At 65.5% G+C, this 24,464-nt stretch carries 22 protein-coding genes and 1 pseudogene; 10 read left to right on the top strand and 13 right to left on the bottom strand.

The window, feature by feature from the left end; all coding sequences use genetic code 11:
• Nucleotides 1-6 precede the first annotated feature (6 nt).
• Nucleotides 7-399 carry a hypothetical protein gene (locus BEP01S_RS02675; protein WP_062240313.1) on the top strand — a complete coding sequence of 131 codons (393 nt, stop codon included), beginning with the start codon at nt 7-9 and terminating at the stop codon, nt 397-399.
• 426 nt (nt 400-825) lie between these two features.
• Here BEP01S_RS02675 and BEP01S_RS02670 read toward each other — a convergent pair whose 3' ends face one another.
• Entirely contained in the window at nt 826-2,199 is a 1,374-nt protein-coding gene (locus tag BEP01S_RS02670; RefSeq protein WP_062240310.1) for an NAD-dependent succinate-semialdehyde dehydrogenase, read from the bottom strand.
• A gap of 114 nt (nt 2,200-2,313) precedes the next feature.
• Between BEP01S_RS02670 and BEP01S_RS02665 the strand changes: the two genes are divergently transcribed.
• Nucleotides 2,314-2,691, top strand: a complete 378-nt coding sequence (locus BEP01S_RS02665) for a VOC family protein (protein WP_062240306.1) — start codon at nt 2,314-2,316, stop codon at nt 2,689-2,691.
• 76 nt (nt 2,692-2,767) lie between these two features.
• Here BEP01S_RS02665 and BEP01S_RS02660 read toward each other — a convergent pair.
• Nucleotides 2,768-3,651: pseudogene (locus BEP01S_RS02660) on the bottom strand (MFS transporter); the annotation flags it as partial.
• Here BEP01S_RS02660 and BEP01S_RS02655 point away from each other — a divergent pair.
• The gene (locus BEP01S_RS02655) at nt 3,605-4,114 is read left to right on the top strand and encodes a winged helix-turn-helix transcriptional regulator (protein ID WP_244882046.1); all 510 of its coding nucleotides are present in this window, start codon (nt 3,605-3,607) and stop codon (nt 4,112-4,114) included. The pseudogene BEP01S_RS02660 and the gene BEP01S_RS02655 sit on opposite strands and share 47 nt — an antisense overlap.
• Here the strand turns inward: BEP01S_RS02655 and BEP01S_RS02650 are convergent.
• The 4 genes from BEP01S_RS02650 to BEP01S_RS02635 form a co-directional block, all read right to left on the bottom strand.
• Nucleotides 4,111-5,400, bottom strand: coding sequence for an MFS transporter (locus BEP01S_RS02650; protein ID WP_062240303.1), 1,290 nt, complete (start codon nt 5,398-5,400; stop codon nt 4,111-4,113). The genes BEP01S_RS02655 and BEP01S_RS02650 overlap by 4 nt on opposite strands.
• Before the next feature lie 89 nt (nt 5,401-5,489).
• Complete coding sequence (locus BEP01S_RS02645) at nt 5,490-5,705, bottom strand: VOC family protein (RefSeq protein ID WP_083532465.1); 216 nt, start codon at nt 5,703-5,705, stop codon at nt 5,490-5,492.
• 26 nt (nt 5,706-5,731) lie between these two features.
• Nucleotides 5,732-6,250: a DinB family protein gene (locus tag BEP01S_RS02640; RefSeq protein WP_062240297.1), complete on the bottom strand. Its 519-nt coding sequence runs from the start codon at nt 6,248-6,250 to the stop codon at nt 5,732-5,734.
• Nucleotides 6,247-6,702 carry a DUF488 domain-containing protein gene (locus BEP01S_RS02635; protein ID WP_062240296.1) on the bottom strand — a complete coding sequence of 152 codons (456 nt, stop codon included), beginning with the start codon at nt 6,700-6,702 and terminating at the stop codon, nt 6,247-6,249. The genes BEP01S_RS02640 and BEP01S_RS02635 overlap by 4 nt, the downstream gene beginning before the upstream one ends.
• Before the next feature lie 197 nt (nt 6,703-6,899).
• On the opposite strand from BEP01S_RS02635, the gene BEP01S_RS02630 reads away from it, so the two are divergent.
• Nucleotides 6,900-8,123 (top strand): Dyp-type peroxidase, encoded by a 1,224-nt coding sequence (locus tag BEP01S_RS02630; RefSeq protein WP_062240293.1) that lies wholly within the window; start codon nt 6,900-6,902, stop codon nt 8,121-8,123.
• Nucleotides 8,120-8,920 (top strand): family 1 encapsulin nanocompartment shell protein, encoded by an 801-nt coding sequence (locus BEP01S_RS02625; RefSeq protein ID WP_062240290.1) that lies wholly within the window; start codon nt 8,120-8,122, stop codon nt 8,918-8,920. The genes BEP01S_RS02630 and BEP01S_RS02625 overlap by 4 nt, the downstream gene beginning before the upstream one ends.
• Nucleotides 8,921-9,137: 217 nt before the next feature.
• On the opposite strand, the gene BEP01S_RS02620 is transcribed toward BEP01S_RS02625, so the two are convergent.
• From BEP01S_RS02620 to BEP01S_RS02600, 5 genes are all read right to left on the bottom strand, one after another.
• Nucleotides 9,138-9,773, bottom strand: a complete 636-nt coding sequence (locus BEP01S_RS02620; protein WP_062240287.1) for a TetR/AcrR family transcriptional regulator — start codon at nt 9,771-9,773, stop codon at nt 9,138-9,140.
• On the bottom strand, nt 9,763-11,457 hold the full coding sequence (locus tag BEP01S_RS02615) for an AMP-binding protein (protein WP_062240284.1): 1,695 nt from the start codon (nt 11,455-11,457) through the stop codon (nt 9,763-9,765). Before BEP01S_RS02615 ends, BEP01S_RS02620 begins: the two co-directional genes overlap by 11 nt.
• Nucleotides 11,458-11,543: 86 nt before the next feature.
• A complete protein-coding gene (locus BEP01S_RS02610; RefSeq protein ID WP_062240281.1) occupies nt 11,544-12,308 on the bottom strand; it encodes an SDR family NAD(P)-dependent oxidoreductase in 765 nt (254 codons plus the stop codon).
• Between the two features lie 80 nt (nt 12,309-12,388).
• Nucleotides 12,389-13,534, bottom strand: a complete 1,146-nt coding sequence (locus BEP01S_RS02605) for an acyl-CoA dehydrogenase family protein (RefSeq protein WP_062240278.1) — start codon at nt 13,532-13,534, stop codon at nt 12,389-12,391.
• A 63-nt stretch (nt 13,535-13,597) separates the two neighbouring features.
• Nucleotides 13,598-14,431: an enoyl-CoA hydratase-related protein gene (locus tag BEP01S_RS02600; protein ID WP_062240276.1), complete on the bottom strand. Its 834-nt coding sequence runs from the start codon at nt 14,429-14,431 to the stop codon at nt 13,598-13,600.
• Between the two features lie 193 nt (nt 14,432-14,624).
• Between BEP01S_RS02600 and BEP01S_RS02595 the strand changes: the two genes are divergently transcribed.
• Entirely contained in the window at nt 14,625-15,302 is a 678-nt protein-coding gene (locus BEP01S_RS02595; RefSeq protein WP_244882026.1) for a hypothetical protein, read from the top strand.
• A 226-nt stretch (nt 15,303-15,528) separates the two neighbouring features.
• On the opposite strand, the gene BEP01S_RS02590 is transcribed toward BEP01S_RS02595, so the two are convergent.
• Nucleotides 15,529-18,876, bottom strand: a complete 3,348-nt coding sequence (locus BEP01S_RS02590; protein ID WP_062240273.1) for a S41 family peptidase — start codon at nt 18,874-18,876, stop codon at nt 15,529-15,531.
• An 87-nt stretch (nt 18,877-18,963) separates the two neighbouring features.
• On the opposite strand from BEP01S_RS02590, the gene argS reads away from it, so the two are divergent.
• Both argS and BEP01S_RS02580 read left to right on the top strand, forming a co-directional pair.
• Entirely contained in the window at nt 18,964-20,703 is a 1,740-nt protein-coding gene (argS, locus tag BEP01S_RS02585) for an arginine--tRNA ligase (protein ID WP_062240270.1), read from the top strand.
• A 29-nt stretch (nt 20,704-20,732) separates the two neighbouring features.
• On the top strand, nt 20,733-21,983 hold the full coding sequence (locus BEP01S_RS02580) for an MFS transporter (protein WP_062240269.1): 1,251 nt from the start codon (nt 20,733-20,735) through the stop codon (nt 21,981-21,983).
• A gap of 205 nt (nt 21,984-22,188) precedes the next feature.
• Here the strand turns inward: BEP01S_RS02580 and BEP01S_RS02575 are convergent, their stop codons facing one another.
• Complete coding sequence (locus tag BEP01S_RS02575) at nt 22,189-22,935, bottom strand: hypothetical protein (RefSeq protein ID WP_052240147.1); 747 nt, start codon at nt 22,933-22,935, stop codon at nt 22,189-22,191.
• 176 nt (nt 22,936-23,111) lie between these two features.
• Between BEP01S_RS02575 and BEP01S_RS02570 the strand changes: the two genes are divergently transcribed.
• Together BEP01S_RS02570 and BEP01S_RS02565 are read left to right on the top strand one after the other, a co-directional pair.
• Nucleotides 23,112-23,654 (top strand): peptidylprolyl isomerase, encoded by a 543-nt coding sequence (locus BEP01S_RS02570; protein WP_039211675.1) that lies wholly within the window; start codon nt 23,112-23,114, stop codon nt 23,652-23,654.
• Between the two features lie 38 nt (nt 23,655-23,692).
• Nucleotides 23,693-24,388 carry a rhomboid family intramembrane serine protease gene (locus BEP01S_RS02565; protein ID WP_039211674.1) on the top strand — a complete coding sequence of 232 codons (696 nt, stop codon included), beginning with the start codon at nt 23,693-23,695 and terminating at the stop codon, nt 24,386-24,388.
• Nucleotides 24,389-24,464: the final 76 nt, after the last annotated feature.

The raw sequence follows: 24,464 nt of genomic DNA, 5'->3' as shown, positions 1-24,464 counted from the left end.
TGATACATGGAAACCAAACGCCGACAAATACTGCGCGTAGGCTTCTTTGCGGACGGGGTATTCAAAGCGATAGTTGCCCTTGCAATGCTAGTGCTATATGAGCCGTTGACAGAAAACCAAGGTGTTCCTGGGTGGCTCTTTCTTTTGACAGTGGTGGCGGTGGTGAGCAGTGCGGTGGCCGAGATCGCGTATGCCGTCAGAAACGGGGCAGGAAGGCTCACAAAACACCTTCTGGCGTACGACGCCGGCTGGATCCTCGTGACCATCGGCGCACTTCTATTGGCACTCAGATTCGGCGTACCAGGCTGGACACTATGGTTTGGTTATCAGCTGGTTGCATCGCCGATTGTCGCCATGGTGTTCTTTCGTGGTGCGCGGTTCGCCTCACATCCCGCTTAGTTGTGCGGGTTTACTCAACTCAGGTGAGACTCTGGCTGTGCAATAGCTCTGAGATAAGTGGTCAGCGGTTGATATCCCAGACGGAGTTGTCGCCGCTTCCTGGGAGCCTTGAAACCTTCTCTTTCAGAGCTTGTGCGGCACGTTCAGTTTCTGTGAAAGACTCGACTTACTTCCACGCACTCAACGCGTCGATCGTACGCGTGGGAACTCCAACTTTTCTGAATCAGTAGAGCGCAAGTCTATGCAGAGCGGGAATTCGTAGATCTGCGACAAGTGGAGTCTCGCCAAGTTTGGGACCACGGGACTGGTGATTGGCCGCAGCTGCGTGTACAGCTCTGCAGCTGGAACCAACACCGAAACGTCGATCGGGCCGGCAACATAAGTTGCCGGCCCGATCAATGCCTATTCGTGGGCTGAGGAACTCTCTCAGTTGTGCACGCGGATGAGGTGCTCGTTGGTGAAGGCCTGGAACGCCCACTGAGCGTTCTCGCGGCCGTAGCCGGAGCGGTTGATGCCGCCGAAGGGGTATTCCGGTCCGGACTCCATGTGGGCGTTGATGAGCGTCATGCCGGCGTTGATCTTCTTGCCGAACTCCTGACCCTTCTCGAGGTCGTCGGTCCACACCGAGGACATGAGACCGTATTCGGTGTCATTGGCCAGACGCAGCGCGTCCTCTTCGTCCTTGGCGCGGTAGATCATCACGGCCGGTCCGAAGAGCTCGTTGCAGCCGAGGTCCGAACGCGGGTCGATGTCGGTGAGCACGGCCGGGGACATGAACCAGCCCGGACGGTCGAGTTTCTTGCCGCCGGTGAGCAGGGTCGCGCCATCGGCGACGGCCTTGTCGATCATCTCGACGATCTCGTCGCGAGCGCCTTCGGAGGATACGGGCCCCATGCCGACCTCGGGGTCGTCGAAGTCCGAGACCTTGATGGCTTCGGTGGCCTTGACGGCCTCGGCGACGAATTCGTCGTAGAGCTCATCGACGACGATCATGCGCTTGGGCGAGGTGCAGACCTGTCCCGCATTCGCCAGGCGCAGGCCGACGAGCTTCTGCGCCACGGACGCTACATCCTTCGAGTCGAGGACGACGGCCGGGTCGTTGCCGCCGAGCTCGAGCACGGCGCGCTTGTAGTACTTCGCGGCGATCGCGGCCACGGAGGCGCCGGCACCCTCGGAGCCGGTGAGCGAGAAGCCCTTGACGCGGAAGTCCTTGAGGACCTCTTCGGCGTGCGAAGAGTCGAGGTAGATGTTCTGGTAGACGCCCTTCGGCAGTCCCGCTTCGGTGAGGAGATCCTCGAAGTACTGCGAGGACTTCGGGCAGATCGAGGCCTGCTTCATGATGATCGAGTTGCCGACCATGAGGTTCGGCAACACAAAGCGGGCGATCTGGTTGTAGGGGAAGTTCCAGGGCATGATGCCCAGCAGCACGCCCAGCGGCTGGTGCTCGACATAGCTGGAAGCCGCACCGGCGGCGGCCAGGTGGGTGGGAGCCAGGTGGGTGGCGGCGTTGTCGGCCATCCAGCGGGCGGTGCGGGCGACCTTGTCGACCTCGCCGAGTCCCTGCTTCTTGATCTTGCCCATCTCACGACCGATGATGTCGGTCATCTCTTCGCCGTTCTCATCGACGAGATCGGCGAACTTGCGCAGGATCGCCGCGCGTTCGCGAAGCGGGGTCTCCTTCCACGCCAGATGTGCCTCATGGGCACGATCGATGTACGCGGGGATCTCTTCTTTCGGAACCGAGGCGAACTCTTCTTCGACCTCGCCGGTGTTGGCATTGGTGACAGCGAACTTGCTCATGGAACGTCCTTTCACGGGTTGACGATCTGTGCCCTGTAACAAACTACAGTCTCCCGACATTCCGCGACACTTGAGTCCATCCCTGGGATTGGGAATCGGGAATAGGATTCGGGCATGGAGAGAGTGACTGGAATCGGCGGATACTTCCTGCGGGCGGCCGACCCCGAGGCGATGACGACGTGGTACCGAGACGTACTCGGGGTCGACTTCGGCGATCACGGACTGTGGCAGCAGCCGGCGGGACCGACCGTGATCGGGCTCTTCGAAGCCGACACCGACTACTTCGGGACGCGGCCGGAAGGCCAGGATCGGCAGCAGACGATGCTGAATTTCCGTGTCGCCGACCTCGACGCGATGATCGCGCAGCTCCGCGTTGCCGGCGCCGAGGTGGATGACCAGACCCAGCAGATGGACGGAATCGGACGCTTCGGCTGGGTGACCGATCCCGAAGGGAATCGGATCGAGCTGTGGGAGCCGGAAGAACAGGGGTGACCATCGGGTGAGCCCGTCCGTGGACGGATTGAACTGGGGTGGCGTGGACGTCGGATGGGCTGGGTTGGGCGGCCGCCTCGGCGGTGGCGGGTTCCCGGCGATCACCGACGAGCCGGCGCGTGACCGCGAACGACAAGACCGCGGCGATGACGCACATGGCCGCCCCGCCCCACCAGGCATAGGTGTACTCACCGAAGGCGTCACGGACGACACCCGCGGCGAAGGCTGCGCCGGCGGCCCCGATCTGATGGGCGGCGAAGACCCACCCGAAGACGATGGTGCCGTTGTCCCCGAAGATCTCCCGACACAGCGCGGCCGTCGGCGGGACCGTCGCCACCCAGTCGAGCCCGTGGACGACGATGAAGAGGATCATACTCGGGTGCACGGTGTCCGAGAGCAGCCAGGGCAGGAGCAGCAGGCCGACTCCGCGATCGTGGCGACCGGAGGCAGGAAGATCAGCTGGCCAGTGGCCGATCCTGCCGTGAGGATGCCCATGACCAGCCCACGGTGGGCGAGGAACCAGCGATCGGCGATCGTGGCAGCGAAGACGAGGGCCATCGAACCGGTGCCCAGCCCGATGAGCACTCCCCAGAAGATGAGCAGCTGCCAGGACGCGGTCATGAGCACGCTCCCGCCCGCGCCGAGGGCGACCAGCGCCAGCGCTGCAGCGACGACCTGGCGGATGCCGAAGCGGTCCATGAGCGCCGCGGCGAAAGGTGCGGTGAGCCCGTAGAGCAGCAGGTTCACGCTCACAGCCAGGGACATGCTGCTCATCGACCACCCGAAGTCCGCATGGAGCGGGACCATGAGGGCACCGGGAGCGGCACGGAACCCGGCGGCGGCGAGCAGGGCGATGAAGGCGACGGCAGCGACCCACCAGGCGGGGTGGATCCGGCGGTGTCTCCGCTGCCCAGTGAAGCGGTCGCTCGATGTGCTCGGCGATCCGTGGGTGCTGCTCATCGCCCGCGACGTCCTCCACGGAAAGGGACGATTCGATCAGCTGCGTGAGAATCTCGGAATCTCCGAAGCCGTCCTCAGCCGTCGGCTGTCAGGAATGCTCGAAGCCGGGCTCTTGACGAAGGTCGACTACGCCGATGGGGCCCGGATCCGCCAAGGCTATGCGGCCACCGAGGCCGCCGCGGATCTGCTTCCGATCCTCCAGCAGCTGTCGCTGTGGGCCGAGAAGCACACGGACCTTTCCGACGGCGGCGGTCACATGAGCCTCATCCACGAAGCCTGCGGACACGAAACGACTCAGGGTGAAGTGTGCAGCGCCTGCGGTGAGCCTCTGGTCCCCGAACAGATGACCTGGGTCAAACCGTGGATCGACAGAAGGGAGCGGCTGAAGGGACTCTCAACTGACCCCTGCCCGGACTGGGTGAAGCGGACGTTCTGCTGGGACTGTACGGGCCGCTGGGACTAGCAGGCCGCCTCGGCGAGGATGGATACTGATTGCGGTGTCCACGAGCGTTCGACGCGGATCGCCACGGCCACCACGACGAGCGCAGCGAGTGCGAGGACGATGGCGGCGACAACCGTGGCGGGGAAGCCGAAGCCGGCGGCGATGACCCAGGCACCGACGGCCGGGCCGAGTGCATTGCCGACGTTGAAGGCCGAGGTGTTGACGCTCGCGGCCAGGGTCGGCGCCTGAGTCGCGATCTGGAAGACGCGGGCATTGAGTGCCCCGGCGATGGAGAAGCCGCTGGCGCCGACGAGGACGATCATGACGCCTGCGAGGATCGCATGGTCGGCGACCAGCCAGAGGGCACCGAGGCTGAGTGCCAGGGCCGTGAGGCTGCCGACGATATTGCCGAAGATGTTCCGATCGGCCAAGCGCCCGCCGATGATGACACCGACGAATGCACCCACGCCGAATGCCGCGAGCACCGCGGGAACGAGGTCCGCGGACAGACCTGCGACCTGCGTGAGCAGGGGTGAGAAATAGGAGAAGGACGCAAACACTGATGCCTGGAACAACGCCGTCGTGCCGAGGGCCAACCAGATTCGGGGACCCTTGAACGCGGCGACCTCGGCACGCAGTAGGGTTCGCAGTCGGGGAGCCGCCTCGGTGGAGGTGTGCGATCCTGCTTCGCCAGGGCCGGTTTCGTCCGGGTCGGTGGGCTTCGCGTCCGACCGTGTCGTCACGGCGATGAGGACGGCGGCCAGTGCGGTGACGAGGGCAACCGCCCAGAAGGTCGAACGCCACCCGAACTGGGTGCCGATCCACGTTCCCATCGGCACCCCGACGAGGTTGGCCACGGTGAGTCCGCCGACGAGGCTCGCGAGTGCTCGGCCCTGCACGGCTGCGGGAGAGATGGCCGAGGTGTGGACGGCGGCGACGGCCCAGAATCCGCCGCAGGCGAAGGCCGACAGCACCCGGGAGGCCATGAGCAGCCCGTAGCTCGGTGACAGTGCTGCAAGGATGTGGAGGGCGGAGAAGCCGATGATCATGACGATCATCGTCGCCCGCCTGGGCAGGGTCAGCGTCAGCAGCGTCATGGCCGGTGCCCCGACGATCATGCCGACGGCGAAACCGGTGATGAGCAGGCCTGCCTGCGGGATCGTCACGTCCAGATCGGCGCTCAGGGGCTCGAGGATTCCGGCGATCATGAACTCGCTGGTGCCGAGGCAGAAGATCACGGCGGCCAGCAGGTAGACCTGACCGGGGACGCGGGGTTTGGGAGCCGCCGAGGTGGCTGACTGGGTCATCGGGCAGTGCTGCCTTCCATGTGGGGACCGAGAGCGTAGACGGAACGGTCCGGTCTCCCGCCTTATTCCGTCAGATCAGGAGTAACAGATCAGGAGCTGAGGATGCAGAACTCATTGCCCTCGGGGTCGGCGAGGACGACCCAGGGTTCGTCCCCGGTCTGACCCACATCGACACGGCGTGCTCCGAGAGCGAGGAGGCGGGCCACCTCGGCGTCCTGATCATCGGGCCGGAAGTCGAGGTGGAGTCTGTTCTTCACGACCTTCTCTTCCCGGTCGATGACGATCTGCTCCCATTCCAATGACATGGCCTCACTTTTCGACGGGAGGGTCGTCAGGCTCCGACGTCGCCGAGGTGGTGCCGGACTTCGTGGAGTCCGTAGAGGGTGAGAGAGGCGACGGTGAAGGCGTGACCGTCGGAGCGGAAACCGCGACGATCCCATTCCTCCCCGCTGAGCTTGGACAGGAGGCCGGCATAGGACTCGGCGGCCGCACGCAGGGCGGGGGCCACCTCGGCGGGATCGGCGTGAGCGTAATCGGATTCGACAGCGACCGCATCGCCGTCGAAGTTGTCCAAGGTCGGTTCGGTCTCGGCAAGCATGCGCTCGGTGCGGCGGCGGAACTCGTCGAGGACATCGCGCATATGGGAGGCGTATTCGACGTCAGACCACCGGTCCGGACTGCGCCGTTCGGTGGCGTCATCCCTGGTCAGAACCGTCTGCCAGGTAGCGGCCGCCTCGGCGAGGGTGGCGGGGACTACGGTCGGGTCCTCGGTGCCGGTGAACCCGCATTCGGAGCAGCCTCCGGCGAGGACATCGGTCCAGTCACGCGTATCCGGGGCGATCTCGCTCATTTGCTGTCCTTGCTGCTCGTCTTGCTGCTTGACTTGGTGCTGGTCTTCTTGCCGCCCGACTTTTTGCCGTCATTGAGGATCTCGGCGAGCACCGTGGCCTGGCTGATGTCATCGCGCTTGGCCGCGGTGAGCAGGGTCAGAGTCCCCTTCTGCGCGAGTTCGCGCAGGTCGTCGAGGGCTTTGGCGGCGTCATCGCCCTTGAGTTCCTCGCGGAAGCGGCGGGCGAACTCGTCGAATTTCTCCGGGTCGTGGGAATACCACTTGCGCAGCTCGGTCGAGGGCGCGACGTCCTTGACCCATTCGTCGAGTTCGGCTTTGTCCTTGCTCACTCCGCGCGGCCAGACCCGATCGACGAGGACTCGGGCCCCATCGGACTTCTGTGCTTCGTCGTAGATGCGGCGGACCTGGACTGTGTGTGCGCTGCTCTTGGCGGAGCTCTTCTTCTCGGACATCGGCTGATGCTCCTTTCGCTCGCTTCTCTTCGAGTCTACGACGCGAACACATCTGCTGTGCCTTTCGACCACCGGCGGAGGCAGCGGTACGCACACCATGGCCAATCGTGCCTGGTGAAGCGTAGACTCCAAGACGTAGGTGACCTTGGCATCCCGAGGTGCACCGCGCCGAATCCGCGAGCGGAGGAGATGATGCAGTGACCGTCTGGCAACGGGCCTTCCCCGATGGGAAGAGTCCGCAGAGGGTGCTGGTTCCGCCATCTCCGTATGCGATCTTCCTCGTCCTCACCGTCCGCCCCGGCTTCGAGAGCACGGCCAAGGACTTCCTGTCCGAAATCGCAGGACTCACCCGAACAGTCGGCTTCCGCTCCCGCGAAGACGATCTCAGCTGTGTCACGGGCATCGGCGCCGATCTCTGGGACCGCATGTTCACCGCGCCCCGCCCCTCGGACCTCCACCCCTTCATCGAACAGCGCGGAGACGTCCACACAGCACCGTCCACCCCGGGTGACCTGCTGTTCCACATCCGCGCTCGCCGCATGGACATGTGCTTCGAACTCGCCCGACTCATCGGCGACGCGCTGGATGGGGCGGTCGACGTCGCCGACGAAGTCCACGGCTTCCGCTACTTCGACGAACGCGACATTCTCGGCTTCGTCGACGGCACGGAGAACCCCGAGGATCAGGGCGCCGTCGATGCAGTGTTCCTCCATCCTGATGATGTGGCCGAGGATTCCGCTCTCGACTCTGCCGAGGCGGGACCCGATGTCGCTGCCGCCGCTGCTGGAGCAGGAGCCGTTCCGGGCAATGGCGCCCCCGGCTATCCGGGCAGCACCTACGTCATCGTTCAGAAATACACGCATGACATGTCCGGCTGGGACGAGCTCAGCGTCGAAGAGCAGGAGGCGGCCTTCGGGCGGCACAAACTCTCCGACGTCGAATTCGCCGAGGAGGACAAGGCCCCGAACTCGCACCTCGTGCTCAATTCGATCGAGGACGAGGACGGCAACGACCGTGAGATCGTGCGTGACAATATGGTCTTCGGATCCGTCGGCGCCGAGGAGTACGGCACCTACTTCATCGCCTACGCCGCCGACGTGACGACGACCGAGCAGATGCTTGAGAACATGTTCATCGGCGACCCGGTGGGCACCTACGACCGGATCCTCGACTTCTCCACTGCGGTCACCGGCGGACTGTTCTTCGTCCCCTCCCAGGACTTCCTCGACGATCCCGACGGGGAACTCACCGAGGCGGGACTCGGGATCGGTGGAGCCGCCTCGGCGAAGGTCGATGGTCCGGACATCGATAACGGATCCGACGTCGATCCGGCCGGCGGCGATGACTCAGCAGACGCAGACCCCTCAGCACCCACGGACGGCAGCCTGGGAATCGGCAGCCTGAACAGGAGACGACAGTGAACAACCTCTATCGCGAACTAGCTCCCATCACCGGCCCGGCCTGGGCGGAGATCGAGGAGGAGGCCAGGCGCACCTTCAAGCGCAATATCGCCGGTCGGCGCATCGTCGACGTCGAGGGACCGAGCGGCTTCGAGACCTCCTCGGTGACCACGGGACATATCCGTCACGTGCAGTCGTATTCCTCGGGTCTGCACATTCGGCAGCGCATCGTGCAGGAATTTGTCGAACTGCGCGCCCCGTTCACGGTCACACGTGAGGCCATCGACGATGTTGCGCGCGGCTCCGGCGATTCGGACTGGCAGCCGGTCAAGGATGCCGCGACGACGATGGCCCTGGCCGAGGACCGGGTCATCCTCCACGGACTCGACTCCGCGGGCATCGGCGGCATCGTCCCGAACTCGTCGAACGTCGCCGTCACCCTGCCCGATTCGGTCGAGGACTATGCGGACGCGGTGGCGCAGGCGCTGTCGAGCCTGCGCACGGCCGGAGTCGACGGGCCCTACAGCCTTCTGCTGTCTGAGGCCGAGTACACGAAGGTCTCCGAATCGACCGACCATGGCTTCCCGGTCCGCGATCACCTCTCCCGTCAGCTCGGCGCTGGGGAGATCGTCTGGGCGCCGGCGCTCGAGGGTGCCCTGCTCGTGTCCACCCGCGGCGGCGACTACGAACTCCACCTGGGCCAGGATCTGTCGATCGGCTACAGAGGCCACGACGGTGAGACCGTCGACCTGTACCTGCAGGAGACCTTCGGCTTCCTCGCACTCACCGACGAATCCAGCGTTCCCCTGCACCCCTGAGCCTGCACCCCTGAGCGGGGTGCGGTGAACTGCTGCGCCCGCGGAGTCGCGGCGCAGCCCCCAGGTCGCGCTGCACAGCAGAGGGCTGTAGTTGCCTAGGCATCGTTGTGTTCGCTGAATCATCGGGTTCTGTACGGATGCACATCGGGTTCTGATCCAGTCATCGAGTCATATTGCGATCACTGGATCAGAAGTCGATGACTCCCCACGAGGTGGCCTACCGGCGGGCCGCCTCGCTGAGGTTGCTCAGCACGAGGGTGCGCACCTGCCGGTCGATGTAGGTGTCGAGGTCGAGCCCGATCCGCTGGAAGTACCAGTGCTTGAGCGCCCACATGTGCGCCGTCGCCATAAGGTCGTGGCCCAAGGTCTGCGCATTGACATCACGCAGGTCTCCCGCTTCGACGGCCGCGGTGACGACGTCGACGAGCGGCTGCAGGGTCTCGAGCTCCTGGTCCTGGATCGATTTCAGCCCGTGCTTCGACAGTGCCCTGGAAACCTGATAGGTGAGCACGACCGCGTGCCTCTGCTCGTCGACGACGCGGCAGAACTCGGAGAACGCAGCGATGACCTTGTCCACGGGGCCACCCGCCTCGGCGATGGCGGAGGGGACCCGCAGCCGGAACTCCTCGAGGACGCGGGTGATCGCGGCGAGCACGATCTGCTCCTTGTCGGAGAAGTACTTGTACAGCAGTCCGACACTGACCCCACAGGACTTCGCAATCGCCTGCATGGACACCGAATGGGTGCCTTTCTCCTGCATCAGGCGCACGGCGGCATCGACGATCTGCCGCTCCCGGAACTCCGCACGGGCGCCCCGGACGATCGCGTTGAGGTCTTCGGATTCAGCTGACATGCTCGGTGGCGACTTCCTCTCTGAGCTTGAACTTCTGAATCTTACCGCTTGGCGTGCGCGGGAACTCGTCGAGGCATTGCAGTGCCTCGGGCCAGTAGTTCTTGGCCACGCCCTTCGTATCGAAGAACTCGCGCAGCTCGTCCATCGACAAGCTGTGGCCCTCGTTGAGGGTGACGACCGCGCACGCGATCTCCTGCAGCCGCGGATGCGGCACCGCGACGACGGCGACCTGGGAGACCGCGGGATGCTCGTAGAGGACGTTCTCGATATAGGCCACGGGGATGTTCTCGCCGCCGCGGATGATGATGTCTTTCGACCGTCCCGCGATCCGGATGAAGCCCTCCTCGTCCTTCTCGGCGAGGTCTCCCGTATCGAGCCACTCACCTTCGAAGGCGTCTGCCGTCTGTTCCGGCTCATCGAGGTAGCCGACGAACAGGAATGGGCCTGTCACCTGGACCTTTCCTTCGACACCTGCGGCCACGGGTTCCCCGAGGGGATCGACGACGCGGACCTTCATCGAGCCCAGGGCGCGCCCGTCGGTGCTGGTGACCTTCTCTTCCGAGTCGCCCGGTGCCGTCATCGTCACCAGTCCGCACTCCGTCTGGCCCCAGCCGCCGAAGACGTTGAGCTCCGGCAGCAGCGTGCGCGCCTCATTGACCATCACGCGTGGAATCGGGGCGCCCATGCAGCAGAAGTGCTTGAGGGAGGACAGGTCGTGCTGCGTCGTTTTCGCCACCTCGAGCAGATCGTGGAGGAACGGAGTCGCCCCCGATGTGTGTTGGATGCCGTGGTCGGCAACGAGTCGGGCGAACTCCTCACCGTTCCACACGTCCTGGAACACGCCCGAGCCGCCGATGAGCAGGGGCAGGCACACTCCGTACATGTAGCCGGTGAGATGGCCGAAGGTCGAGGCCATGTGGATGACCGATTCCTCGTCCAGGCCCAGGTGATCGGGCCACGGCAGCGAGGCCGCGAGCACGTTGTTGTGCGTGTGCATCACGCCCTTGGGATTACCCGTCGTGCCCGAGGTGAAGAGGATGAGTCCGACATCGTTGGGGTCCGGACGTCGTTCGTCCCAATCGATGGATTCGATCGCCGAGGCGGCCGACCGCGAACCGTCGGACGCTGAGTCGCGTTCGCCTCGGCTGAGGAAATCGGCCCACTTCTCGAAGCCGTCCCGACCGGCGAAGGCCTCGTCGCCCGGGGCGTCGAGGACGATCGTGTGCTGCAGCTCCGGCAGGTTCGGCCGCAGCCGATCGACCATGTCCGGATAGTCGAACTTCCGGAAGCGGTTGGGCACGAAGAGCACGGACACTGAGGCCTTCTTCGCCATGTACCCGATCTCGCGGTCCCGGTAGATCGGGATGAGCCCGTTGGTCACGGCCCCGGCCTTGATCGCGCCGAGGTGGATGACCAGCCATTCGTACCAGTTCGGCAGTTGGATGCCCACCACGTCGCCGGGTTCGACTCCGAGGTCGACGAGCGCCCGGGCACAGGTCTCGACATCCGAGCTGAGCTCGGCATAGGTGTGCGCACCGTAGGGATCGCGGGTGACGATCGCGTCGGGCCGCTGTGCGCTCCAGTGCTCGAGGTGGTCGAGCAGGGTCTGGTTCTTCCAGTCCCCGGACGAAGTGAATTTCTCGATGAGGGAGTCGGTCAGGATGGTGTCGAATCGGGTGGGCATAACAGGGCTCCTTTGCTCTGGTGTCGTACCTGTGACTCGGGTGGTGCCGGTGATTGCTGGGACGAGCGAGGTCGTCGTGCTGTGGATCAGGCCATGGTCAGTCCGCCCGAGACGGACAGGGTCTGGCCGGTGACATAGGAGGAATCGGGGCGGGCGAAGAAGGCCACGGCGTTCGCGAGGTCGTCGGGCTGGGCGAGCCGGCGCATCGGAATCGACTTCTCCAGTGCGGTGCGCAGTTTCGGATTGTCCGCGGAGATCTCGGCGAACAGCGGGGTGTCGGCCGGTCCGGGGCATACGCAGTTCGCGGAGATTCCGTGGCGGGCGACCTCGCGGGCGAAGGTCTTCGTGAACGAGATGATTCCGCCCTTGGCCGCCGAATACACGGCCTCGCCGCTCGACCCGACCCTGCCGGCATCCGAGCCGATGCTGATGACGGCACCGGATCCGGCCGCGATCATGTGCTCGGCCGCGGACTGTGTGCAGTTGAGTGTGCCGAGGAGGTTGATCGCGATGATCTGCTGCCACGTCGCAGGCGTCGATTCCATGAATGGTTCGACCTTGTCCCAACCGGCGTTGTTGACGAGCACGTCGATGCGTCCGAAGCGCTCGACCACCTCGGCGACCATGGCGTCCACGGCCGCACGGTCGGTGACATCGGTGGCGAGCCCGATCGAATCATTTCCCAGCGCCGAGGCGGTGTCCGCGGCCTTCTGCGCGTCGAGGTCGGCGACGACGACGGTGGCGCCGTCGGCGGCGAGACGGTTCGCGATGCCCTTGCCGATTCCGGAGGCGGCTCCGGTGACGATGATGACGCGGTCGGTCAGTGGTGCGGTCTGAGTGGGTGCTGACATGGTGTGTCCCTTCTTATATGTGTCTGATGGTGCGTCGTCCGGTGGATGTGTTCTTACGGGTGAGCCGGTGTTCTTCCCGGTCAGGGGGCGAATTTCCGCCCGGCGGAGCTGCGGGCGATGATGAGCTTCATGATCTGGGCAGTGCCGTCGCCGATCTGCATGCCGAGCACGTCGCGCAGCCGTTTCTCCACGTCGCGATTCTTCATGTAGCCGTTCTGCCCGTGCAGAAGCAGGCATTGGTGGACCGCGTGATAAGCCTCGAGCGGAGCCCACCACTTGCACATGGCCGCCTGTGAGGTGTGCGGGAGGCCTTCGTCGCCGAGGCGCAGGGTGTCCAGGCAAAGCAGACGTGCCGCCGCCATCTTCGTCTCCGCCTCGGCCAGAGGGAATGAGACGCCTTGGAACTTCGACAGCGGCTGGTCGAAGGCCTCACGTCCCTTGACGTAAGCCCAGGCGTCCTCGATCGCGCGGGTCGCTGTGCCCGTACACTGCAGTCCGATGAGGGCGCGGGAGAAATCGAACCCCTGCATGACCTGGGTGAATGCTCCGCCGACTTCGCCGAGGAGGTGGTCGGCGGGCACACGGACATCGGTGAAGTCCACGCTGCCGCGGGCGACGGCCGCCTGGCCCATGTCGATGATGGGGTTCCGTGTCACTCCCGGGGCGTCGAGGTCGACGAGGAATGCCGAGATGCCCTTTCCTCGCCCGGCGTCGGGATCGGTGCGGGCGAAGATCACCGTGGCGGTCGAGGTCATGGCCAGCGACATCGACTTCGTGCCGTTGATGATCCAGTCGTCTCCGTCGCGTCGGGCCGTGGTCGAGGGATTGCCGGCGTCCGAACCGGCGTCGGGTTCGGAGAGTCCGATGGCTACCGTTGCGTCACCGGAGGTGATCAGGCGGCAGTAGTGGGCGGCCACTTCGGCGCTGGCATTGCGGGCGATGACCTGTCCGATGAGGGAGCCGACGACCTGGATGTAGGCGACGGTGAGGTCTCCGCGGGCGATGGCCTCGGTGACGAGTCCCGCGGTGACCTTGGTCAGGCCTGCCCCGCCGAGGTGGGTGGGCAGTTCCGGGGCGATGAGCCCGGCGCGGCCCATCTCCCGGGTGATGTCGGCGCCGATGCGGCCGGCGGCTTCGCGTTCGCGGGCTTCATTGATGAGCCGCTCCTCGAATCCGGCCGCCGCATCGAGCAGGGTCTGGGTATCGGGGGTGAGAGTCGTGTCCACGGGAATCCTCTGTGCTGGCAGGGTTTGTGCGGGAAGGGTCTGTGCCGGTGGGAATGCCGGTTGTCAGTACGCGCCGTCGAATTGGCTGAAGTCCGGATCGCGCTTCTCGGCGAAGGCGGTTGCACCTTCGTGCGATTCCGGCGAGTGCGCGTAGAGGTCGAGGGCGCTCATGGCGAGGTTCGTGAAGCCGGTCTGCATCTCGGAATCAGCGTTGAAGGACTGCTTGAGGAATCGCAGCGCTGTCGGTGCCTTGAGACCGAGGGCCCGGGCGCGTTCCTTGGCGCGGGGCATCAGCTCTTCGGCGTCGACGACCTCGTTGGCCAGCCCCCAGGATTCGGCCTTCTGTGCGTCGATGAGTTCGCAGAAGTACCACATCTCACGAGCGCGCTTCTCGCCGATGACGCGGGCGAGGAAGGCCGAACCGTAGCCGGCGTCGAAGGATCCGACCTTGGGGCCGGCTTGGCCGAAGCGTGCGTGGGAGGCCGCGATCGTGATGTCGCAGAGGGTGGTGAGGACGTTTCCGCCGCCGATCGCGACGCCGTTGACCGCGGAGATCACGGGTTTCGGCACCGACCGGATGACCTTGTGGAGTTCGGAGATGCGGAACATGCCGTAGCGGCTGGGGCCGTAGTCGCCGGTCTGGGCCTTCTGCTTGACGTCGCCGCCGGCGCAGAAGGACTTCTGTCCGGAACCGGTGAGGATGATCGAGCGGACGCGATTGTCGCCCCACGCGAGGGTGAAGGCTTCGATGAGTTCGTCGACGGTCTGCGAACGGAAGGAGTTGAAGGCCTCGGGCCGATTGATCGTGATGACCGCGAAGGTCTTTTCGACGTCATAGAGGATGTCGTCGAATTCCGTGGTTGCGGCCTGCTGACTCGTGGGTGTGGCTGTGGGCATCCTTGCCTCCTCGAACGGAAAATGAATCTATGTTCACCACTAGTGAACATGAGTTCACAAGCCAGGTCAAGAGTTGCAGCGCCGGAAGATTCTTGTGAATTCGCCGAGTTTCATCCAACTGCATCGAAGCGGCGGTGCGCGGGTGGAAGAATGTTGCCGGCAAGGGTGCCGACAGAATAAGAGACGGACGATGATGACCGCAGAAACACCCGACTCGAACAGACCGACAATGCCGAACGGCAGGCGGCCGGCCGACGGTGCGGAGATCGGGGCGCTCATCGGCGCCGGCTTCGGTCTGCTTTTCCTCATCATCAACACTGGCCAGTTCTCCACCCTGGGACGCACACTTGTCATCACAGTCGGGGTCCTGGCGTTCGCAGGCATCGCGATCTTCGCGATCCGCGGACTCATGCGGAGCCGTCATACGGGGAGGGATGGTTCGGGGGCCTTCACCGACGACGATGGCGGCGACAATGATTCGGTCAGTGCTCGAGTCGGTGGCGGCCGCCTCGGCGAATCAGGGAAACGTGACCGTCGGGAACCGCCGTTCGGTCGCGCCTACTGGATCATCGTGCTCATCGAGTTGGTCCTCCTGTTCGCGGGAACCCGGCTGCTGGCGAGCCTCGGCCACTCGGAACTCGGAGTGGCATGGGTGGCCGTGGTCGTCGGCACTCATTTCTACGCGCTCGGCCGCGTGTTCGGGCTCGACCGCTTCCATGTGCTCGCCACCGTCGTCACCCTCTGCGGAATCGGCGGGTTCATCGCCTTCTTCGCGGCGGCTCCGGCGTTCATCCCCGTCATCAGCGGCGTCATCTCGGGCTTCGTGCTGCTCGCCTTCGCCATGTGGGCCCTTATCCCGGCCGAACGGTAGAGCCCGGAACGCATCGGGTTTTGTACGGTTGCACATCGAGTTCTGATCCAGTCATCGGGAGAAAACTCGATGACTGGATCAGAACCCGATGACTCCCCACGAGGTGGCTGGGCCCGTGACCACACTGCGTTCCAGCCATCAGGACGCGAACTGATGGCTGGAACGCCGTGTGGTCGTCGGCAGGTGGCGGGGCCAAGCCCTACCGGCAGGTGGAGGGGTTGGTGGGTCAGTCCTCGGCGGGGGCTTCGGGGACGCCGGATCCGTCCTTCTTCAGCGGCTGCACGCGCGGGGGTGGGAACTCCGGTGCCTGAGCGGCGGGACGGTCCTCCAGGCCGGCGAACACCTCGGCGATGGCGCGATCGAGCTGCGGATCGTCGGCGGCGAAGAGCTGACCGGGATCGTGCTCGACCTCGATATCGGGTTCGACGCCGTAGTTCTCCACGTCCCAGCCCTTGCCCTCGATCCAGAAGGAGTAGCGCGGCTGGGTCACACCGGTGCCGTCGACGAGGTCGTAGCGACCGTCGATGCCGACGACTCCGCCCCACGTGCGCACACCGACGACCGGGCCGATGCCCCTGGCCTGCACCCGCGCGTTGATGATGTCGCCGTCGGATCCGGAGAACTCATTGGCCACGAAGACGACGGGGCCGCGCGGAGCATCCTCGGGGTCCCGGTCCATCTGGTCATAGCTGCGAGCCGCACCCCAGGCAACCACTTGGTCGGCGAAGCGTTCGGCCACGAGCGCGCTCGTGTGCCCGCCGCGGTTGAAACGCACATCGGCGATGACACCCTCGCAGCCCATGGCCTGTCGCAGATCCCGGTGCAGCTGCGCCCAACCGTAGGAGGTCATGTCCGGGACATGGACGTAGCCGATGCGGCCGGCGGACTTCTCGGCCACATACTCCCGGCGCGAACGCACCCAATCCTGGTAGCGCAGCTTCTCCTCACTGGCCAGCGGAATGACCGCGACCGTGCGGTCCTTGCGACCGCGGCGCAGAGTGAGCTCGACGATCGTGTCCGCGGCGCCCTGCAGATGAGCGGCGGGACCGGCCGCCTCGTCGACGGGCTGACCATTCACGGCGACGATGACATCGCCGGGCTGGGCCCCGACGCCGGCCTGCCGAAGCGGCGACCTGGCATCCGGTTCACTGCTCTCACCGGGAAGGATGCGCTCAATCGTCCATCCATCCGCCGTCTTGGCGAGATCCGCACCGAGGAAGCCGAGCTTCTTCGACCCATCGCCGAGCCCCGACGGCGGCGTGACATAAGCATGCGAGGTGTTGAGCTCACCCACGGTCTCCCACAGCACGTCCACGAGATCGTCGTGAGTCAGGGCCTTCGCGGCCACGGCACGCCAGCGCAGCGTGACCGACTCCCAATCGACCCCGTTCATGTCTTCGCGCCAATAGTGGTCGCGCATGATCCGCGAGTTCTCCTCGAACATCTGCAGCCACTCGGCCCGACGGTCGAGTTCGAACCGCAGACGCGACAGGTCGACGGAGACGAACTCATCATCGTCGGCCTCGACCTTCCGGTTCGCAGGCACCACGCTGATCGCATCGTCGCTGCGCACGACGAGCAGCTTGCCGTCTCCTGAGATCTCGTACTCGTCGGCCTTGTCGACGACGGTGGTGACCTTCCGCTTGGCGAAGTCGAAGTACTGGACCACCTCGGCGGGTTTGTCACCGGTATCTCCGGCCCTCTGTGTGCCGAGCTCACCGGCCTCGACGTCGCCGGTGCGCAGCCAGACGAGGCCGCCCTCGGCGGAGTCGAGATCACGGAAGACCCCCGAGGCGACGGGGAACGGCACGATGCGTTCCTCCGCGCCCTCGAGTTCGACCTCGACGGTGGCGACGGTCTTGTCCCCGCGTCCACGCTCGGATTTGGCCTCCTCGGTGACCTCGCTGATCGCCCACCCGCCGGCGCTCGGTCCGAACGGTGCGGGCTCATCGGCGGCCAAGGGCAGCAGCCACGGTCGGGTGACGCCGTTGAACGACAGGTCGAAGGAATGCTGGTTGTACGAGGGATCGAAGGTGCGATCGGAGAGGAACGCGACGAACTTTCCATCGCGGGTGAAGGTCGGTGAGAAGTCGTTGAACTTGCCCGTCGTCAGCGGCTGGGCCTGACGATCCGACTTCACCTCGGCGATCATCAGCTGCGCGAGCAGCTCCTCACCCTGCGTCGGCTGCGACCAAATAAGGTACTTCCCATCGGGTGAGAACCGCGGATCCCGCGCCTCGCCATGGCCCGAATGTCCGACCAGCCGCGTCCGCCCGTTGCCCACCTCGACGGTCCGAATCGATCCGTCGTGGGAGATCGTGGCGAGCATCTTCCCCGCCGGATCCGCCTGCAGGTGAAGGACCCGTCCCAGGGCTCCGGCCCCGATTCGCCGAGGCGGCTTGTCCCCGGTCACGGACGCGACCTCGATCGCGTCCTCCCCTTCGACATCCGTGATGTATGCGGCGTAACCCGTGTCCCCGAGGACGAGGGGTTCGCGGGTGCGGATCGACGAATCCGCGCACAGTGCCCGGGCCGGACCTTCGCGGTGGGCGAGCCAGAAGGTCTTGCCGCGCCATTCCACGACCGAGGTATTGCCTGCCTGGTCAGGGCTGATGCTGTTGAGCCCGGTCTTCGGATCGAGGCTCAGCGGCTGCACCTGAGTGCCCGGCAGAGTCACTGCGAGGGTGCGGACGGCCGCATCGAGGCTATCGAGGATCTTGATCTGCCCACGGGAGTGCCAGACGATGCGGGTGCCGTCGGTCGTGGCGTCACGGACGTAGCCGTCGGCCTCGGTCTGGTGAGTGAGCTGGCGCGGTTCGATCGCGGCGTCCGGGTTCGTCGAGGCGGCCCCACCCACATTCGCCGAGGTGGCCAGACCGTCGATGATCCACAGGTTCGCCTGTTCATCGGCATGGTGAGGGAAGGTCGCGGCTCGGTCCGAGGTGAAGACGAGCGAATCGCCGACCCACAGCGGATCCGTCAGCGAGGCCTCGTCCTCGCCCAGCAGGCGCTGCCACCGGGCCCCGGACCCATCGCCGATGCCGGCAGAATTCGCGTTGCCGACCCGATCGAGCCACAGCCTCGGCGCGGTGCCTCCCCGGTAGCGCTTCCAGTGCGCGGGCGGACGGGAGAACGGGGTCGACAGAGCCGTCACTCCCGTATGGTGCCTGGCCAGACCCGAGGCGCGACCGAACGACAGCCGATCGATCTCACCGTTCAGGCTCACGGACTTCACGACATGGTTGCGGACCTCGAACTCCCCGGCGTTCGCACCGACGAGGACATGGGTCGGATCGGCCCAGCCGAGCATCGTCATCGCCGTCGAACCCATCCAGGTGAGCCGGCGCAGGGCCCCGGTGGCCACCTCGGCGACCATGAGCTCCGGCTGGCCGGTGCGGAAGGACACGAACGCGACATGCGCTCCGTCGGGCGAGATCCTCGGTGATCGGACCGGCGCATGATCGGAGGTCAGGCGCCAGGCGCGGCCGCCGGCGGAGGGGACCAGCCAGACATCGTCGTCGGCGGCGAAGGTGATGAGATCGGACTGAATATGGGGATAGCGAAGATAAGTCACGTGACCCACATTACAAGCTCGACTGTGGGGCGGCCGCGGGCCGGAACCGATGCCCAGGCAACTTGCACCCGGCAATAGAATGGGCATATGCCATCACTGACTTCTGTGCTCACGGACCGTTTCGCCGCCGCCCTCACCCAGGCCTTCGGTGAGGACTTCGCCAGGCGCGATCCCGTCATCCGCAGCAGCCAGTTCGCAGACTTCCAGGCGAATGTGGCCCTGCCGCTGGCCAAGGAACTGAAGTCGAAGCCGCGCGATATCGCCGCGCAGATCGTCGAGAACCTCGACCTCGAGGGCGTCTGCGAGACCCCGGAGATCTCGGGACCCGGGTTCATCAACCTCACGTTCACCCCCGAATTCCTCGCCTCCACCCTGACCGCAGGCGGAGTCTCTGCGGCTCCGGAGAACACCGATCCGCAGACCATCGCCATCGACTATTCGGCCCCGAATGTGGCCAAGGAGATGCACGTCGGCCACCTGCGCACCACCGTCGTCGGTGACGCTCTGGCCCGCACCCACGAATTCCTCGGCAACACGGTCATCCGCCAGAACCACATCGGCGACTGGGGCACACCGTTCGGCATGCTCATCGAGCACCTCCTCGACGTCGGCGTCGACTCGGCCGAGGCCTCCGAGGTGTCCGAGAACCCGAACGCCTTCTACCAGGCTGCCCGGGCGAAGTTCGACTCCGACGAGGCCTTCGCCACGCGTTCGCGGGCCCGCGTCGTCAAGCTCCAGGGCGGCGATGAAGAGACCCTGGGTCTGTGGACGACGCTCGTCGGCTACTCCCGCGAATACTTCAACCGCATCTACTCGCTCCTCGACGTCACCCTCACCGACGACGACCTCGCCGGCGAGTCCACTTACAACGACGTGCTGGCCGAGGTCTGCGACGAGCTCGAAGCCAAAGGCCTGGCGACGATCTCCGATGGTGCGCTGTGCGTGTTCCCCGAAGGCTTCACCGGCCGTGAGGGCGAACCCCTGCCGCTCATCATCCGCAAATCCGACGGCGGCTACGGCTACGCCACGACGGACCTCGCCGCCGTGCGCAACCGGGCGGTCAACCTCGGTGTGAACCGTGCCCTCTACGTCGTCGGCACCCCGCAGGCCATGCACTTCGACATGGTCTTCACCGTCGCCCGCGCGGCCGGCTGGCTGCCGGAGACCTTCAGTCCCGAACACGTGAAGATCGGCAATGTGCTCGGTTCCGACGGCAAGATCCTGCGCACCCGCTCCGGCGCCCCGCTGCGCCTGGCCGAGCTCCTCGAAGAGGCCGTGACCCGGGCGAAGGCGACACTGGCGGAGTCGAGTGTGGACTTCGAGCCTGCGGAAGCCGACGAGGTCGCCCGCATCGTCGGCATCGGTGCGGTGAAGTACGCCGATCTGTCCGTCGCGCACGACACCTCCTACACCTTCGACCTCGACCGGATGCTCGCCCCCATCGGCAACACCGCCCCGTACCTCCAGTACGCCGGCGCCCGCATCCGCTCCATCGGCCGCAAAGCCGAAGCCGAAGGCGTCGACGCCTCCCAGGTCGCGAACGCCGCGATCAGCCTCGGCGAGGCTGCCGAACGTGAGCTCGCGCTGTCGATCCTCGGCTTCGCCGATGTGGTCACCGAGGTGGCCGCCGGGTCGATGCCCCACCGACTGTGCACCTACCTGTTCGATCTCGCCCAGGCATTCACCTCGTTCTACGAGCAGTGCCCGGTGCTCATCGCCGAGACCCCTGAGCTGCGCGACTCCCGCCTGCGGCTCTCGGCGATCGTGCTCGAGGTCCTCCAGGCCGGTCTCGGGGTGCTCGGTATCCGCGTGCCCGAGCGGATGTGAGTTCGCCTCAGCGGCCGACCGCAAAGAGGATGCTGCCCTGGATCGTTCTGGGCATCGTCATTCTCGCCCTCAATCTGCGCACCCCGATCATCGGGCCGACCGCGATCCTGCCCGACATCCAGGAGGGCACGGGGTTCAGCGCGGCCGGACTCGGTCTGCTCACCGGCCTGCCGGTCCTGCTGTTCGCTCTGGCCACGCCGCTGGCGGGGAAGTTCATCACCCGCCTCGGGGCCGAAGCCACGGTTCTCGCGTGCCTGTCGGGTGTCCTGCTGGGTACCGTTCTGCGTTCGGTCGGCCCGTCCTGGCTGGTGCTCGCGGGCACCGGCATCATCGGCCTGGCGATCACCTTGGGCAATATCGTCGTCCCCGTCATCATCCGCCGGGAGGTGCCGTGGGAACAGGTGTCGCTGGTCACCGGCCTGTATTCGGCGATGATGAACGTCGGGTCGATGGCCACCCTCATCGGCACCGGCCCCCTGGCCGCGGCCTTCGGTTGGCGCTGGGCCCTGGCCGCCTGGGGCGGTCTCGCCTTCTTGGGCCTCGGTTTCTGGATGGTGCTCATCCGCGTGCGCGTGCGCCGCGAGGGTGAGGCTGCCCGCGCTGCCGCGGCCGAATCCGCCGACGATCCTTCCCTCACCGAGGCGGCCGCCCCCGTCGTGAAGCCCTCGTGGGCCGAGGCTCCCGCTTCCTTCCGGCTGATCATCGCCCTGCTCATCATCACGTTCTCCGGACAGTCGACCGCTTACTACGTGACGACTACCTGGCTGCCGAGCTACCTCGGCGACACGATCGGGCTCGCCCCGACCGCCGCCGGAGGCACGGCGTCCCTGTTCCAGATCGCTGCGATCCTCGGTGCCTTCGGAGTGCCGCTGCTGGCGATGAAGACGAAGCCTTGGGTGCCTGTGGCGATCGTCGCCGTGCTCTGGCTGTCCCTGCCCGTGGGACTGTTGGCGGCCCCCGGCGCCTACTGGTTGTGGGCGACCACCGGCGGCATCGCCCAGGGTGGCGGGTTCACGGCGATCTTCTCGATAATCGCCCGCACCGCCGGAAGCGATGCGCAGACCGCGTCCGCTTCGGCGCGTGTGCAGTTCGGCGGCTACCTCGCAGCGACCCTGGCCCCGCCGTTCGCCGGTTGGCTCAACACCGCCACCGCCGGGTGGACGGCACCGCTGCTGCTCATCCTCGCCGCTACCCTCGCGTTCACGATCACCGGTCTCTTGGCCGCCCGCCGAGCCGGCGGCTTCCCCCGCGGCGGGCGCGAGGTCCTCGACCCCGACTAAGCCCACCCTCCCCAATTACTACCTGACGGCGGCCCAGCAACCTCGCGCGAGGTATCTGGGCCGCCGCCAGGTAGTAATAAGGGTTCTACAGCCACGGGAACAACGAGGCGGCCCACCTCATCGGTGGGCCGCCTCGGTGACGGTCTTGCGAATCCTTGGATTCGCCTGCGCGGCTGTTCAGTGTGACTGATCAGCCCGGAGTGACTCAGTGCTTGGCGTCGGAGTCCTCGGCAGGCTTGACGGCCGGCTTCGGAGCGGGGACCTCGTCCGCGGCGTCTGCCTTGGTCGAGGGCACAGCGGTCTGCGAGACCTGGGTGGCAGCGGCAGCGCCCTGGCGCGAAGCCGGGGTCGAGCCGACCGGACGAGCGTCGGCGGGACGGTTGTTCGGCAGCGGGGTCGACCAGGGATCCTCGACCGGCTGGGCCTTCTTCCACACGTAGTAGCCGATTCCGGCGGCCGAACCGATGACGAGGGTCCACACGAGTGCGGTCTTTCCGCCGCCGGACTTGCGAGCGGTATCCTTCTCGATGCGCTTACCGGCATTGGCGAGAGCCTTGCGGGCCTTCTTCATGGCCTTCTTGTCACCGGTGAGGCGGACAGCCAGATCGTCGATGAGCTTCGGGGTCTCGGCCGCGGACAGCGAAGACGCTGCGTTCGATGCGAACTTGCCGGCGCGCTCGGTTGCTTCGGGGCGGTAGGACTCGAGCTTGTCGGCCCAGGAATGGACCTGACCATTGGCCTTGTCGGCCAGTGCTTCGACCTGCGGACGTGCCTTCTCAGCGAACTCTTCGGCCTTGCCTGCCAGTGCCTCGACCTGCGGGCGAGCCTTGTCGGCGGCCTCACGCAGCTTCGGGGCTGCGTTCTCACTGGCATCTGCCAGGACTCGGAGTGACGTCTGCTTCGCGGAATCGAGCTTGGAAGTGAGCTGATCTCGGGTGGGCTTCTTCGACATAAACTGTTCCCAATCCTTAGATGTCGGTGGTCAAGTTGATCACTGACTAGTCTACGGCCTAGGGGCAAACCTGTGGACAGCGGATGTCATCGAATTGTCTGCGGATCGCCTGACAGGTTGGGCAATGGTCCTGGTTCGGAACTGCATTCGCCGCCTCGGCGTGGAAGAATGAAGTCATGACTACAGCCTCAACGCATACCGCAGTCCTGCACACCAACCACGGTGACATCACCATCAACCTCTTCGGCAACCATGCTCCGAAGACCGTGGCCAACTTCGTCGAACTGGCCCAGGGCGAGCGTGAGTTCACCGATCCTTCGACCGGTGAACCGACCAAGCGTCCCTTCTACGACGGACTCGGCTTCCACCGCATCATCTCGAACTTCATGATCCAGGGCGGCTGCCCGCTGGGCACCGGCACCGGCGGACCCGGCTACACCTTCGACGACGAGATCCACCCCGAACTGCAGTTCGACCGTAAGTACCTGCTGGCCATGGCCAACGCCGGCAAGCAGATGGGCCGCGGCACCAACGGTTCGCAGTTCTTCATCACCACCGCCGAGACCCCGTGGCTCAACGGCAAGCACACCATCTTCGGTGAGGTCGCCGACGAAGCCAGCCAGAAGGTCGTCGACGAGATCGAGGGCGTGCGCACCGCTGCGATGGACAAGCCGGTCGAGCCGGTCGTCATCGAGAAGGTCGACATCACCGCGAAGTGAGTCACCGTCCATAGAGGACCACTGAGTACCATGGTGTGATGGACACACCTCAGGAGGGCTCGGCACGGGAAACCGGCCGGGCCCTTTCTGCATCCCCGCCGCTGATCACCCGCACGCTGCTCATCGTTACCATCGTGGCTTTCCTTGCGGAGCTCATTCCCGGCCTCGACCTGCTGCGGCGGCTGAGCTTCGTTCCCGCTCTCTCGCTCGAACAGCCGTGGCGGGTGCTCTCGGTCGCCCTCGTCCACGAGGAGCCCTCCCCTTTCCACCTGCTGGCGAACATGATCGGGCTGTTCTTCTTCGGATCATTCGTCGAAAGGGCCTTGGGGCACTGGAAGTTCCTGGCCGTCTACATCATCGGCACCGCCGGTGGTTCTGCCATGGTTCTCCTGCTGGCCGACCCGTTCGACGTCGACTGGGTGACGAACCATATCGGCGCTTCAGGTGCGGTGTTCGCGATCGTCGGCGTCCTCTTGGCCCCGACCCGTCGCCTCGACCGGAACATCACCGGGGTCCTCGTCTTCGTCGCGCTCAACTTCGGCTATGGATTCCTCGTGGCAGGAGTGTCCTGGGAGTCCCACCTCGGCGGTCTGATCACCGGCTTCGTGCTCGGCTGTGCGGGGCTGCTGGGTCCACAGCGGTCGCGGACGCTGGTGTTCACAGTGACCTCGGTCGGTCTGGTGGTGCTCATGGCGGCCGCCGGAGCGTGGAAGATGGTCGGCCTCGGCCTCTGAGTTCGGCGCTGTCAGGCTTTTACCCGAAAAAGGTCCATTTGTGTGCACTCTGCGGTGGAAAATTCTTTGTCCACAG

The sequence above is a fragment of the Brevibacterium epidermidis NBRC 14811 genome (assembly GCF_001570805.1).
GTDB lineage: Bacteria > Actinomycetota > Actinomycetes > Actinomycetales > Brevibacteriaceae > Brevibacterium > Brevibacterium epidermidis.
This window is presented reverse-complemented; position numbering and strand designations above follow the sequence as displayed.

Bases quoted from the DNA above. Each gene is read 5' to 3' on its own strand.
- BEP01S_RS02595 (WP_244882026.1), top strand. From the start codon at position 14,625: ATGACCGCAGAAACACCCGACTCGAACAGACCGACAATGCCGAACGGC.
- BEP01S_RS02620 (WP_062240287.1), bottom strand. From the start codon at position 9,773: ATGTCAGCTGAATCCGAAGACCTCAACGCGATCGTCCGGGGCGCCCGT.
- BEP01S_RS02675 (WP_062240313.1), top strand. From the start codon at position 7: ATGGAAACCAAACGCCGACAAATACTGCGCGTAGGCTTCTTTGCGGAC.
- argS (WP_062240270.1), top strand. From the start codon at position 18,964: ATGCCATCACTGACTTCTGTGCTCACGGACCGTTTCGCCGCCGCCCTC.
- BEP01S_RS02610 (WP_062240281.1), bottom strand. From the start codon at position 12,308: ATGTCAGCACCCACTCAGACCGCACCACTGACCGACCGCGTCATCATC.
- BEP01S_RS02575 (WP_052240147.1), bottom strand. From the start codon at position 22,935: ATGTCGAAGAAGCCCACCCGAGATCAGCTCACTTCCAAGCTCGATTCC.
- BEP01S_RS02600 (WP_062240276.1), bottom strand. From the start codon at position 14,431: ATGCCCACAGCCACACCCACGAGTCAGCAGGCCGCAACCACGGAATTC.
- BEP01S_RS02640 (WP_062240297.1), bottom strand. From the start codon at position 6,250: ATGAGCGAGATCGCCCCGGATACGCGTGACTGGACCGATGTCCTCGCC.
- BEP01S_RS02565 (WP_039211674.1), top strand. From the start codon at position 23,693: ATGGACACACCTCAGGAGGGCTCGGCACGGGAAACCGGCCGGGCCCTT.
- BEP01S_RS02615 (WP_062240284.1), bottom strand. From the start codon at position 11,457: ATGCCCACCCGATTCGACACCATCCTGACCGACTCCCTCATCGAGAAA.
- BEP01S_RS02650 (WP_062240303.1), bottom strand. From the start codon at position 5,400: ATGACCCAGTCAGCCACCTCGGCGGCTCCCAAACCCCGCGTCCCCGGT.
- BEP01S_RS02645 (WP_083532465.1), bottom strand. From the start codon at position 5,705: ATGTCATTGGAATGGGAGCAGATCGTCATCGACCGGGAAGAGAAGGTC.
- BEP01S_RS02665 (WP_062240306.1), top strand. From the start codon at position 2,314: ATGGAGAGAGTGACTGGAATCGGCGGATACTTCCTGCGGGCGGCCGAC.
- BEP01S_RS02635 (WP_062240296.1), bottom strand. From the start codon at position 6,702: ATGTCCGAGAAGAAGAGCTCCGCCAAGAGCAGCGCACACACAGTCCAG.
- BEP01S_RS02580 (WP_062240269.1), top strand. From the start codon at position 20,733: ATGCTGCCCTGGATCGTTCTGGGCATCGTCATTCTCGCCCTCAATCTG.
- BEP01S_RS02670 (WP_062240310.1), bottom strand. From the start codon at position 2,199: ATGAGCAAGTTCGCTGTCACCAATGCCAACACCGGCGAGGTCGAAGAA.
- BEP01S_RS02570 (WP_039211675.1), top strand. From the start codon at position 23,112: ATGACTACAGCCTCAACGCATACCGCAGTCCTGCACACCAACCACGGT.